Annotated in this window: 13 protein-coding genes; 2 read left to right on the top strand and 11 right to left on the bottom strand. The window is 66.2% G+C overall.

Annotated elements, in window-relative coordinates; genetic code table 11:
- Positions 1-152: 152 nt before the first annotated feature.
- The 11 genes from AAHM41_RS17810 to AAHM41_RS17765 form a co-directional block, all read right to left on the bottom strand.
- The gene (locus AAHM41_RS17810) at positions 153-365 is read right to left on the bottom strand and encodes a hypothetical protein (protein ID WP_342237904.1); all 213 of its coding nucleotides are present in this window, start codon (positions 363-365) and stop codon (positions 153-155) included.
- On the bottom strand, positions 362-1132 hold the full coding sequence (locus tag AAHM41_RS17805; protein WP_342237903.1) for a DUF2092 domain-containing protein: 771 nt from the start codon (positions 1130-1132) through the stop codon (positions 362-364). The genes AAHM41_RS17810 and AAHM41_RS17805 overlap by 4 nt, the downstream gene beginning before the upstream one ends.
- 96 nt (positions 1133-1228) lie before the next feature.
- The gene (locus AAHM41_RS17800) at positions 1229-1591 is read right to left on the bottom strand and encodes a hypothetical protein (protein WP_342237902.1); all 363 of its coding nucleotides are present in this window, start codon (positions 1589-1591) and stop codon (positions 1229-1231) included.
- Positions 1563-1751 carry a DUF1214 domain-containing protein gene (locus AAHM41_RS40630; protein WP_446719461.1) on the bottom strand — a complete coding sequence of 63 codons (189 nt, stop codon included), beginning with the start codon at positions 1749-1751 and terminating at the stop codon, positions 1563-1565. Before AAHM41_RS40630 ends, AAHM41_RS17800 begins: the two co-directional genes overlap by 29 nt.
- 78 nt (positions 1752-1829) lie before the next feature.
- Entirely contained in the window at positions 1830-2537 is a 708-nt protein-coding gene (locus AAHM41_RS17795) for a hypothetical protein (RefSeq protein WP_342237901.1), read from the bottom strand.
- Between the two features lie 54 nt (positions 2538-2591).
- Positions 2592-4772, bottom strand: coding sequence for a mechanosensitive ion channel family protein (locus tag AAHM41_RS17790; RefSeq protein ID WP_342237900.1), 2181 nt, complete (start codon positions 4770-4772; stop codon positions 2592-2594).
- Between the two features lie 24 nt (positions 4773-4796).
- Entirely contained in the window at positions 4797-5381 is a 585-nt protein-coding gene (locus AAHM41_RS17785; RefSeq protein WP_342237905.1) for a PqiC family protein, read from the bottom strand.
- Between the two features lie 9 nt (positions 5382-5390).
- Positions 5391-7085: a PqiB family protein gene (locus tag AAHM41_RS17780; protein WP_342237899.1), complete on the bottom strand. Its 1695-nt coding sequence runs from the start codon at positions 7083-7085 to the stop codon at positions 5391-5393.
- Positions 7078-8364: a paraquat-inducible protein A gene (locus AAHM41_RS17775; protein WP_342237898.1), complete on the bottom strand. Its 1287-nt coding sequence runs from the start codon at positions 8362-8364 to the stop codon at positions 7078-7080. The genes AAHM41_RS17780 and AAHM41_RS17775 overlap by 8 nt, the downstream gene beginning before the upstream one ends.
- A gap of 43 nt (positions 8365-8407) precedes the next feature.
- Positions 8408-9004 carry a hypothetical protein gene (locus AAHM41_RS17770; RefSeq protein ID WP_342237897.1) on the bottom strand — a complete coding sequence of 199 codons (597 nt, stop codon included), beginning with the start codon at positions 9002-9004 and terminating at the stop codon, positions 8408-8410.
- 237 nt (positions 9005-9241) lie between these two features.
- Complete coding sequence (locus AAHM41_RS17765; RefSeq protein WP_342237896.1) at positions 9242-9466, bottom strand: hypothetical protein; 225 nt, start codon at positions 9464-9466, stop codon at positions 9242-9244.
- A gap of 325 nt (positions 9467-9791) precedes the next feature.
- On the opposite strand from AAHM41_RS17765, the gene AAHM41_RS17760 reads away from it, so the two are divergent.
- Positions 9792-11561: a tetratricopeptide repeat protein gene (locus AAHM41_RS17760; RefSeq protein WP_342237895.1), complete on the top strand. Its 1770-nt coding sequence runs from the start codon at positions 9792-9794 to the stop codon at positions 11559-11561.
- A gap of 278 nt (positions 11562-11839) precedes the next feature.
- Positions 11840-11983: a hypothetical protein gene (locus tag AAHM41_RS17755; RefSeq protein ID WP_342237894.1), complete on the top strand. Its 144-nt coding sequence runs from the start codon at positions 11840-11842 to the stop codon at positions 11981-11983.
- Positions 11984-12009: the final 26 nt, after the last annotated feature.

Genomic DNA, 12009 nt, shown 5'->3' with positions numbered 1-12009 from the left:
GTGGGGTATCCTGCGGCCGAAGGCAGATCGGTGGCGGCAACCCGTCCTTCGCAGTCAAAAACCAGCTGCTTCTCTTGAAGAAGTTCCGAACTTCTTCTCCCTTCCGGGGCCGCGCCAGCGGCGTGGAATGGCTCGCAACGACGCTGCCGCCTCTAACAGTTATACACGCCCACCGCACAGCGCCGAACCGTGCGCCGTCCCACTCCGGCAACGCTCACCGGTGTCAACGGGCGTCCGACCCTGGCCTCGGCCGTCGAAATCATGCCGTGCACGCCAGGGATCGAAAGCCGCTCTCCGAGGTCGAGCCCTCCAAGCCCGACGATCCCAGCCACCAGAGCGACGGCAAACAGCTTCAACGCGGTCATTGGACGCCTCCTATGGCAAAATGCTGCGGCAGATCACCGATGTCAGGGAGTTCCTTCAGGTCCATCATTTTGGCGTTCGTTGAATTCTTGAAGCTAAAATCCTCCGACGCGACCTCAGCTCCGGCCTTCCAGTTCCTGATCTGGAGACTGTATTGCGGTGCACCGGCGACGAGCTTGGAGGTGATGACATATCGGCACGGATAGGGACGGTCCCCCTGTGCGATCCAGATCTGCCAATCGACGTCCTTGGTTCGAAAAGCGAGGTGATCGCATTCAACGCCACCGATCACACCGCTGCCGAGGTCCTTCACGTCGACGACATCAGGCATCAGCACATCGTAGACATTCGACAGGAGCAAGTCTGCACCAGGGAGGGGCTTGTTGTGTTTGTCGCGCAATTCGTCGACCAGATTGTCAATCTGGCCGGGCACAGCGATTTGAGTGTAGAAGTTCGCATTCTTGCCGAGCAGCGTCAGCGTTTTCCCGTCAAAGATCATCTCGACATCCGCAAACCCGGCTGAACGCGTGACGCGGATCTTGTCGGGCCGGCTGAGAGTGACCGTACCGGAACTCGCCAGCGCGAGTTTCTGCTGATCTTTGGTGACGACCTCGAAGTTGGTATCGTACCCGAACGATATGGCCTTCTGAGCCGCCAGGTAATCGGACATTGCCTTGAACAGGGTCTTGGCGTCTGCCTCATCGGCTGTCGCTCCTGAGGTTGCGCCCAGCCCGACGATCACGGCCACTGCCGCTGCCGCCAGATGCATCGCGGCGCTTCCTCGCCGCGATCGTGGCGCGGCCACTGTGTTCAGACCGGTGGGTTGCATTGTTCAGTTCTTTCTGTGGTGGATTGGCCTGTCACTTCACCGGCTCGATTTCGCTCGGACGGCATAATCGACGAGCAGCCCGATCCGCTCGCCGTGGACCGTGCCGGCGATCATGCCGGCGAAATTGCGATCGCTGGGGATGCCCGAGAAGCTCTGGCCGATCGACAGCGATGGGACACGGCGGTCGCCGCCGGTGCTGCCGCTGACCGAGGGCAGCCAAGCATAGGGCGTAATTCGGGCAAACCATGGCCCTGCCGTTGTGTTTGCGTCATCGATCGGCGCCTGCGATGGCCAGGCCGGGCCACGCTCTTCGCTTTCAGCTTGGAGGGTGCCTGTGGTGGCAGTGCTTGGATAGGTATCCACGGGTAATTTACCGTTGCGGCGGCCGATCCAGCCCACCGGCGAAGCGGCCAGCTTCCCGGACCGTGGGTGACGTGTCGAACCACGGCTGCGGCGGGGCGTAGAGGCGAGTGAGGAAGCTCCAGCCTTTCTCGGGCATTGCCTGCACCCAGTTGCTCTCGCGGCTTGCCGGTGCCTTGGGACCGAACCAGATCGTCACTCTTGGCACGAGGATGACGGGAAGGCTGCGTCGCGGTCTCCGGATCGCAGAACCACCGCGGTCGCGACGCCAAACCACTCATCCCGGGCTTGTCCCGTGCGTCAAGGTCCGCAGGATCGCCACCAGTTCGGCATGCGGTGCCGTCTTGGGGTCGCGCAGCACATCGATTGGATGGGCATCGGTCAATCGGGACAGCCGAGCCAGCAGCCGGATGCGAGCCCGACGCGTCGACTTCAGCTCCGACGAGCGTCGGGTGAACATGATCTTGAACAGTTCGCCGTCGCCGATGAGCTCGTTGATCTCGCTTGCCGTGACGTAGATGAGAAACAGCACGAAGACCCACATCTGTGTCACGATGAAATGGTCCCAGCTGAAGCTGCCCAGGATCTCGTCCAGGAAGCCGCCGCCACCTATGCTGCCGCCCTGGATCAGGTAATGGATGAACACCTCGAGGAGGCGCGCTGCGGAGACCAGGAGCGAGTAGACCACGGTCTTGAACAGGATGGGCTGCGCCAGAGGCGCCTTATCGAAGCGCCGCAGGAACGGCATGGTGTCGGCGATCAGCAAGACCTTGCCGACCACCAGGGCCGCGGTCGTCGCCAGGAAGAAGCCGCTGAACTGGATCAGGTAGTCGGCCAGGAAGAGCCGTTTGCTGAACAGGATCAGGTTGAATCCGAGGAAGAAGAATATGGTCGGCGGCAGCAGCTTGCGGAACTCGTGCATCAGGATGGCGCGCAGCCACGCCCACCGTCCTCTGCTGGTTTCCTCGATCACGTGAGGTGTCATGGAACTCTCCCCGCGGGCGGTCTGACTCGGTATGCAGAATGCCGGGCAGCCGCCTCAGCCGGCTCTCGTTGAGGGCGCGCTTGCCGCGGCCGCAATGCCCACTGACGGCCCACCGACCGGCGGAACGGCGACCGCGGCGCTTGCAAACTCGATTCCAGCCTCCTTGAACGCCGCGATGAGGCGCTTCATGGCGTCGCGCTGGATGTAGGACGGCCGGATCGGCCGCACCGTCAACTTGAACCGCATCACGGTGGCGTTGTCGACCACATCGGCGACCCCCTGCAGCTTGAGCGGCTCCAGAAAATCATCCTTCAAGTCGGGATCCTCGAGCATCGCCAGACCGACCTTCTTGGTGACCTTGCGCAGCTGGTCGAGATCGGTATCGCGGGCGAGGCGGAGGTTGAATTTCAGCGTCGACCAGTCGCGGCTGAAATTGGTGATCTGCCCAAGCTGTCCGAATGGAATCGTATGGATCTGGCCGCTTTGGTGCCTCAGGCGGATCGAGCGCAGGGTGAAGCCTTCCACCGTACCCTTCGCCTTGCCGCAGTCGATGTATTCGCCGACGCGAAACGCGTCATCGGCCAGATAGAAGAGGCCGGACACGATGTCATGGACCAGGGTCTGGCTGCCGAACGAGATCGCCAGGCCGAACACCGAAGCGCCGGCGATCAAAGGCGTGATGCTGATGCCCAGGCTCGCCAGTATCGTCAGCGCCGCCGTCACGACGATGACGATGCCGAGCGCGACGCGCAGGATGGGCGCGAGGGTCTCGAGACGCGTGGCGTTGACGGGCGTCCGTCCCGTCTCTGCCTCCAGTCCGGACGCCCCTGGCTTCGGTCGGTCGCTGCGCCGCTCGGTCGCAAAATGGACGGCCTCCCAGGCAAAGTAGGCCAGCAGGGCGGTGACGACAGTCGTGGTCCAGGCGCGGCTGAGCTCGCTCCAGCCCTGCTCGTCGACGAGGCTCAACACATCCACGGCCCAGGTCCGAACCAGCACCGCGGCGGCCACGACCCAGATCGTGGCGCGAACCGTCCGGACAAGGAAGGGCAACAATCTGCCGGGTTCCGAGCCTCCGGATCGGGCGAGGGCGGAAGCGCGGCGACTCTTCACGATGAAGGACAACAGCGTCTCAGCGAGCAGCAGTCCGATGATGATGTTGAGCGTAAGCATCGCGCCGATGGGAACGTCGAAGTGATCGGACAGCGCGTCATAGGCGCGCGTGAGCCCAAGGACGACCACGATCGGCAGGGCGATCCAATGCCAGTGCCGAGCGAGAGCCGCCTTGGCGCTCCTCCTGCGGGAGTCCTCATCGACAAGCCCGAGGAGCCAGCTGCGGACATCGGCCCGCGTCCAAAGAACCGCGAACAAGACCATGGCGGGTCCCGCCACGCTGTTGGTGAGCATCGCGGCCGCAATGGCATCCGGCGAGACCAGAACGTCGATCCAAGCCCTCGCGAGGATGAAGACCAGAACGATGAGCCCGTATAGCCTAAAGAGGCGATGAGCGCTCTCGTCGGTGACCGGCGCGATCCGTACCGCGGCGAGTTCGGGTCGGAGATAAAGTCGGAAGAACAGCAGGAACACGCGCCAGACCACGAGTCCCGTGAGCACGATCGCCGCGAACCGGGTCTGCCCCCCCGCCTTCGCGAAGAAGGCGCCGAGAGTCAGGTGGACCACCATCCAGAGGGCGACAACCGCAAGCCCATCCAGGAGCGCCACTGCCGCCACGCGCCAGGCCCCGCCGGCCGCGGTGAATTGCTGGACCATGACATTGCGTTTGGCGCGGGTGAGGCGTCGGACGCCGGCTTCGGCGAGAAGCGCTGCGGCCGCCGTGATGGCGAGCAGGCCGAGATAGGCCCAGAGGCCGCGCCCCGCCGCCATCGTCCTGTCCAACCGGTTCGGCAGCCCTGCCAGGTCCGTCCAGACGCCCGGGTACCCGCCAAGGACCTTCGGAACCCTGCCAAGGATTTGGCGGACACGCTCGGCCATCAACGTCTCTTCATCGACCTCGATTGGCTTGGCCATCAAGGGAGGCACAGAGGACTGTGCCACCAGTCCCTTCTCGGTGAGGGTCTGGACAACCGACTGACCGACCGACCTCACCAATTCGTCATACTGCTGCTGGGTCATCCCGGCCGGTGGCGGCGGATTCGTCTGGGCATCTGCCGGTCCGACACCCAGGGAGAGCAGGATGAGAACGACACCTGACAGAGAGGACCGGATACCGCAGCTCATGCTGTTGTCTTTCCCTATGCTGCGTCACCCTCGCCTGAGGGTGGCCGGCAGCCCGCCGGCGATGCGGTCGGCGAGCTCGCCCAGGGCATCGCTCATCGCCTGAACCTCGGCGGCCGTGGTCTCATCGGCCGGGCGACGGGTGATACGGGCGGTTTCGGTCTTCGCCCTGCCGCCGGCCTTGCGTTGCAGGCGCCACTGCGCCGCGAGAACGATGGTGCCGTCCGCATCGGGATCGAAACGGGCCACGGCCAGCTCGACGGTCACGGCCTCGTCGCCCGACAGGGTCCGGCTGGTGGTGACGACCGAACCCGAGGGCAGGCGCCTGGCCAGATCCTCCGCCAACACCCGCTGCACCATGTTGGCCAGGGGCTCGCCCCAGCGCTCGAACTCGGCGACGCCGAGCTCGACCGTGCCCGAGCGGGTGACGATCTGCGGCCGGTCGAGATATTTGGCGATGTCGACCGCCGCCACCGACGCGGTCACCGGCCGGCCGCCGACGGCCGTCCCGGGCACCGCCACCAGGGTGTAGACCTTGGCCGCGGGTGAGGCGCATGCGGACAGCGACGCGGCGATAACCATGCCGAGGAGGTTGCGCCGCGTGCGGGACATCGGCACCGGTCACCCTCCGCTCTTGCCCCGGATCAGGGATTCGGGGTGCTGCTCCAGATAGTCGGTCAGGACGCGGACCGAGCGGAGCGTGTCGTCGACCTGGCTCATCAGCCTCACGAGGTCGCGTCTGAAGGTCGAGTCGTTGCCGTAGCCGTTGTTGACCGAGGCCAACGTCCCGCTCAGCCGCTGGACCGCCTGCTGCGCCGTGTTCAAAAGCGGAGGCAGCTTGTCCATCACCGGCCTGAGATCTGTGTTGGCCTGCGAAACAAGTTGCTGCGTGGCCATCAGGGTCCCAGCGAGCGATTGCAGTGATGCGGTGACGTCCGGCGAGGCGGCCAGCGTCTCGAAGGATTTCAGCGTCGCGTCGACCTGCTGCACCACCTGGTCGAGCGGCAGGGCGGAGATCTTCTCGAGGATGCCGTTGACCGACCGCACCGCGGCGGCAAACTCGCCCGGGACGCTCGGGATCACCGGGTAGCGCTCGCCCGTGCCCATCGTCGCCGGCGGCGCGTCCGGCATGAAGTCGAGCGAGACCATCAACTGGCCGGTCAGAAGGCTGGCGGTCTTCAACTGGGCCCGCAGGCCTCTGCGCACCAGCTCGGGCATGTACTCGCCCGAGCCGAAGCCCTGCTTCTCGCCAACCAGCGCGACGCGCTGCGGTTCGATCTCGATCACCACCGGGATGCGCAGCTTGTCGGCCGCGGCATCGTATTCCAGCCGGAGGTCGACGACGCGGCCGACCTTGATGCCGCGCCACTCCACCGGCGCGTCGGGTGCGAGCCCATCCACCGAGCCGTCGAAATACACCAGATAGGGCAGCCGGATCGTGTAGTCCGACTCCTGGCTGCTGGTGGCGTCCTTGTAGAGGGTGAAGACGGCGCCTGCCTTGCTCGGCTCCCCGATGCGGGCCGTGGCCGGGGTGTCGAAGGCGATGCCGCCGGCGAGCACCGCCGCCAGCGACTCCAACTGGATCTTGAAGCCTTCGGGGCCTGTGCCGATGGAGATGCCCGAGGCATTCCAGAACCGGGTACCGTCATGGACGTAGCGATCGTACGGCGCGCGGACGAAGGCGTGGATGGTGACACCGGCCTCGAGGTCGGTGGAATCGAAGCCCATGACCTCGCCGACCTGGACGTCACGGAGGAAGATCGGCGAGCCCGGCCCGACCGATCCGATCCGGTTCGCCGTCAGGACATATGCCGTGCCTGGCATGTCCGCCCGCACCACCGGCGGATCTTCGAGGCCAGTGAAGTGGCGCGCGCTGTCGCCCAGGCCCGGATCGAGCTCGATATACGCGCCTGAGATGAGGGTGCTCAGGCCGGACAGGCCGCCGGTGGCGGAGAGCCGGGGCCGGACCACCCAGAAGCGGGTGCTCTGGCGCATATGCGGCGCCGCCTCCTGGGTCATCTCGGCCGTGACCTCGACATGGCTGAGGTCCTCGGTCAAGGCCAGGCTCGTGACCGTGCCGAACACCACCTCCTTATGCTTGATCAGGGTCTTGCCGGCCTCCAGCCCGTCCGCCGTCTCGAAGCTGATGGTGATGGTTGGCCCCTTCTCGGACAGGGTGATCCAGCCGAGATAGAGCGCCGCGAACGCCGCCACGATCGGGATCAGCCAGATCGGCGACAGTCGGCGCTTGCGGTCGACGCGCGGCGCGGGCGGCGTCGGGGCGATCGTATCGCGAAGGGTAAGGGCCTCAGTCATGGTTCTCTCCCGCCGCGTCCCACATCAGACGCGGATCGAAGCTCATCGCCGCGACCATGGTGATGATCACCACGGCGGCGAAGGAGACGGCCCCGATCCCGGGCTCGATCGTCGCCAGCTCGCCGAGCTGGACCAGGGCGACCAGGATCGAGATCATGAAGATGTCGATCATCGACCAGCGGCCGACCGCCTCGACGATGCGGTACAGCACCGTGCGGTCCCTCAGGTGCCGCCTGGCGCCGCGCTGGGTCGAGACCAGGAGGAGGATCAGGCCGATCAGCTTCAGCACCGGCACCGTGATCGAGGCGAAGAACACCAGAGCCGCCAGCGGCCACATGCCGGCATCGGCCAGCTCGATCACCCCGCTGATGATCGTGTCCGGCGCGCCGCTGCCGAGCGAGATCACCGTCATCACCGGGAACAGATTGGCCGGGATGTAGAGGATGATCGCGGTCACCACCAACGCCCAGGTGCGGGTCAGGCTCTCCGGCCGGCGGCGGTGCAGCGCGGCGCCGCAGCGCGGGCAGCCGCCATGCCCGCCCGCCGGGAGGTTGGAGACCAGGCCGCAGGCGTGGCAGAGGCAGGCCGGGCGGCGCGGATCGACCGGCGGCGGCCGCGGGATCAGGCCGCGCCGCTCGAACTCCTGCCACACGGTCTCGGTGTCGAGCGCGGTGCCGGCGGCGATGATCGCCAGCATCAGGGCACCCACCGAATAGAGGCCCGGGCCGACCACGACGGTGGCGAGGTCGAGCAGCTTCACATACGCGACGAAGACGCCCAGCATGTAGACTTCGATCATCGCCCAGGGGCCGAGCAGCACGGCCCAGCGGTAGAGCTGTGGCAGCCAGCGCGGCGGCCGCTTCAGGCGCAGGCCGCCCAGCACCAGGAACAAGGTGCCGAGCCGGAGCGCCGGGGCGACGAACATGGTGAGGGCGACCACCGCCGCCAGCTCCCACAAGCCCTGGCCGTACAGGGCGAAGATCCCGGTGACGAGGCTGGCCGCCTGCACCCGTCCCGAGATCTCCAGCGAGATGAACGGCAGGAAGTTCGCCATCAGGAAGAACACCAGCCCGGCGCAGGCGTAGGCGAAGGCATGGTCGAGCGAGGTGGCGCGGAACCGGTGCAGGAGCGCGCCACAGCGCACGCAGCGGGCGGCGGTGCCGTCCACCAGCCGCGGCACCACATGCCGCAAGCCGCATTCGTGGCACTCCATCACGCGGCCGGGCGAGGCACCGTCCTCGCGATCCGGCGCCGCGGTCAGGTCTGGGGACGGATGCACCGGTGTCTTCCGATCTGCTGGCCGGGCCCCACCTCCGTGCTTGCTATGTTGCCGGCGTCACCGAGACAGCCTCGGACTCCGCGAAAGAGATCTCCACCATGTCGCCCACCTGCAGCTGGTTCAGCAGTTGCTGGACTTGCGGCCTCTTGACGATGACCGTGCGGACCACGCCGGCCGGGCCGATGAACATGACCTTGTGCTCGGCGACGTTAATGCCGACGACCTGGGCCGTGACCTTGGTCACCACCGAGGCCTCGCCGGCGGGGAGTTCACCCGGCTCGGCCCGCCCCGCCTCCGTCGTCTGGGTCACCATCGGCACCGAGCCAGCAGCCGCCTTGGTGACATCGATGGCCACGGCCTCGTAGCGGCTGACATCGACGCGGTCGCCGGGCTTGACCTGCGGAAGATTGACGGCCTGCGGGCCGACATGGATGGTCGAGATGCGGCCGTCGCTCTCCTTGAGCGTCACCATCCGCGTTTCGAGATCAATCGACTGCACCGTCGCGGTTGCCGTCGTCAATACGCTCGCGCCGGCGCCTTCCTGGGCTGCGACGGGGGACAGATCACTTGTGGCGAGACAGAACAGGCACGCGGCCAGTCCGCTCAATGTCCATGCGCGGGTCCGGGCCGATACGGTCATGTGAACCTCCCTTGCATTTTGTCGGTGGAGTCGAGGATCGGGAGTCTCGACATCTCAGGCTGCATCACGCCAGCAGCGCGGCGAAGTTGCCTACGGGTAGCCGGGAGGTAAATTACCCCCTTAAGTCATCCGAAGGGCGGCCGGTTGCTGCGGGAACGACCCCCTGCCAGCAGCCCGCGCGAGTTCCGGCATGCTCGTACAACAAACGGAAGACCGGTCCGACGATCTGCGCCGTCGTTACCCCTTTTTCAGGGCCGCCTCGATATCCGCTTCCAGCTCCCCCACAAGCACGCGGTATTCCCCGATCACCTTGTCGTCGTGCGGTCGTCTGATGATGAGGGTGTCCAGGGCCTCCACAGCCAATTGGTGGTCTTCGCACAGCGAGCGGAAGGTCTCATTCTGTTCGGCTAGGCGGCCGATCTGATGCGCCAAGTGCGGGAATCGCTCGATGGCCTTCTTCATCGCATCGGCAGCCCTCCCAAACGGCCGCTGCGGGTGCCGGCGGTCGCTCGTTGCCGAGCCGAGCATCTGCTGCCTTGATCAGGATCAGGCGAAAACCGGGCGAGGGGGAGTAATTTACTGTACAATTCGAAATGGCGCCGCAGGGAGGCGACCACATCATGGATGCGTCGACCCATCGACGTTCCGGCGCGGCAATTGAGAGCCGGCTCAACGAGGCCGGGCGGAGCGATGAAACCGAACCTCCGAAGAGATCGCGATTCCCGAATTGCCGGCGCGCGGCCACGGCCTGCCCTGCCACTATGGCCGCCTCTCGGGAGGCACCGTGATGTCGGACGCGACGTCACCGGGGCCGCCGGCCGAGGCAATCCGCGAGGCGCTCGAACACATTCTGACCAGCAAGGATTTCGACGCTTCCGAGCGGAACCACCGCTTTCTCCGGCACGTCGTTGAAGAGACGCTCGACGGGCGGGCCGACCGCATCAAGGGCTACAGCGTCGCCATGGCGGTCTTCGATCGCGATGAGAGCTTCGACCCGCAGATCGATCCGATCGTTCGGATCGAGGCCAGCCGGCTGCGTCGTGCACTGGACCGCTATTATCTCACCGGCGGCCAGGATGACGCGGTCCGCGTCACCATCCCGAAGGGCGGCTATGTCCCGATCTTCACCGTCAGGGAAGCGGCGGATCTGCCGGATCCGGTCGATGATCCCGCGGGCGTCCCAGCCGAGCCCCCATCCCCGCGGAGCCGGATCAGCCGGTTGTCCCGATGGCTGCCGTGGCACGGCATCCTGGCCCTGGTCGCGATCGTCGCGCTGGTCGCCATCTGGCGCCTGGGGGCGCTCCCTTGGCCCTCCGATACGCAGACCGAGACGACCAGGCGGCAAGGCCCGGCGGTTGTGGTCGCGCTGCTTGAAGAACGCGACGCCGACGCCACCCGGCTCCGTCTCGGAACGGGCCTGACCCGTGAAATCATTGCCGCGCTCAGCCGTCACAAGAACCTCTTCGTGTTCGGCACCGACACCAGCCTCGAGCTCGGTCCGGGGAGCGGCGCCGGCGCCCTCGCGCGGCAGCTGTCGGCCGATTACGTGCTGTCGGGGAGCATCAGCACGACGCCAGACCGCATCCGGCTGCTGGTCTCGCTGGTCGACGGCAAGACAGGACGCCATCTCTGGTCGCAATCCTATGAGAGCCCGGTCATTCCCGCCCGGATCGTGGACACCCAGGCGGAGATCGCGCGACGTGTCGTCGACAGCGTGGCGCAGCCCTACGGCGCCATCTACGAGGACAAGGTCACCGGATTGACCGGCAAGGCACCGGAGCAGTTCAGCTCCTACGAGTGCGTCCTGCAGTTCTATGCCTATTGGCGCCGAACGGAGAGCGCCCTGTACCCGTCCGTGCGAGACTGCCTGGAGCGGACGATCGTCGATGACCCGGACTACGCTGATGCCTGGGCCGCGCTGGCCCTGGTCTATGCCGACCTGGTGCGTTTCGGCATACAGCCGGCCTCTGTGGCCTTCGATCCGCTGGAACGCGCGCTGGCGTTGGCGCAGCGCGCCGTGGTCCTGGCCCCCGATGCGCCGCTCGGCTACCAGGCTCAGCATCTCGTGTTCTGGCTGAGGCATGATGTCGAGCAGAGCTTTGCGGCCGCCCGCGCCGGCCTGGCCCGCAACCCGAACAATGCGGAGCTCCTGGCCGATCTCGGCGGCCGCCTGTGCCTGAGAGGACAATTCGCCGACGGCCTGCCGCTCCTGACCGAGGCCTTCGCCCGCAACCCGGGCCAGCCCTCGATCTATCGCCTCGGCTTCTTTCTCGCGCACTACATGGCCGGCCGTGACGAGGACGCGCTGACCGAGGCCCTGAAGATCGACCAGCGGGACAACCGGTTCACGCATGTGGCCCATGCGATCGCCTATGCCCGGCTCGGACGGAACGACGAGGCGGCCGCGGAGATCGACCTGCTGCTGCAGCTCAGTCCCGACTACGGCGACCGAGCCGTGACCGACCTGCAGGCCCGGAACGTGGCACCGGAGATCATCCGCGCGATCGTCGACGGGCTGCGCAAGGCCGGGCTCAACGTCCCGCCAGCGGGAATCTAGCCGCTTCGCCGGCGGACCGTATCTGCCGCCGCAACGGTAAATTACCCGTGGATACCTGTCCAAGCGCTGCCGTCACCGGCACCATTCCGGCTGAACTCGATAGTGGGGCTCGGTCTGGCCATCGCAGGTGCTGAACGAATGCCGACCCTGCCCTGATTCAGCTTTCGGGCCCATTTTCGCATGGAGCGATGGCAGCGATGAATTTGGCATTGCGACAAGTCACTGCCCACCCGCGGTGGACGAGACAGTTCGGCGGATGCCTGACGGCCGCAACGCTGATGCGCGTGGCGTGCTCCAGCCGGAAGCCAGGGGGCGTCGCCTCGACAGTCCAGGGTCAGGCGCCGGACGGCACGGTGGAAATGCACGAGGTCCAGGCCGCCTATATCGGCAGCGGCAGCGGCGGCGGCACCATGGACCGATGACAGCCGCGACCTGAAGCAGAGCCTAC

This window comes from Inquilinus sp. OTU3971 (assembly GCF_038440215.1).
The sequence above is the reverse complement of the archived record's forward strand: the minus strand, read 5'-3'. Positions and strand labels throughout refer to the sequence as shown.